Consider the following 230-nt stretch of genomic DNA (forward strand, 5'->3'; position numbering starts at 1 on the left):
CTAACTGCAGGAACATGGACTTGTACCGTAACAGATGCCAACGGATGTACATCTTCTGTTAACTTTACTATCACCGAACCGACTGCCTTGGCCCTGACACAGGCTTCACAGACCGATGTTACTTGTAATGGTGGTTCAACCGGAGCAGCTACTGTTAATGCAGCTACCGGCGGTGCAGGAGGATATACCTATAACTGGACTCCGGGGAACCCAACTGGGGACGGAACAAC

Annotated in this window: 1 protein-coding gene; it reads left to right on the forward strand. The window is 50.9% G+C overall.

The features are described from left to right. The coding region (locus NHF50_RS15840) for a hypothetical protein (RefSeq protein ID WP_252774965.1) at positions 1 to 230 on the forward strand (230 nt) is incomplete at both ends.

Origin of the sequence: Flavobacterium sp. NRK F10 (assembly GCF_024054235.1) — a bacterium.
GTDB classification, from domain to species: Bacteria; Bacteroidota; Bacteroidia; order Flavobacteriales; family Flavobacteriaceae; genus Flavobacterium; species Flavobacterium sediminis.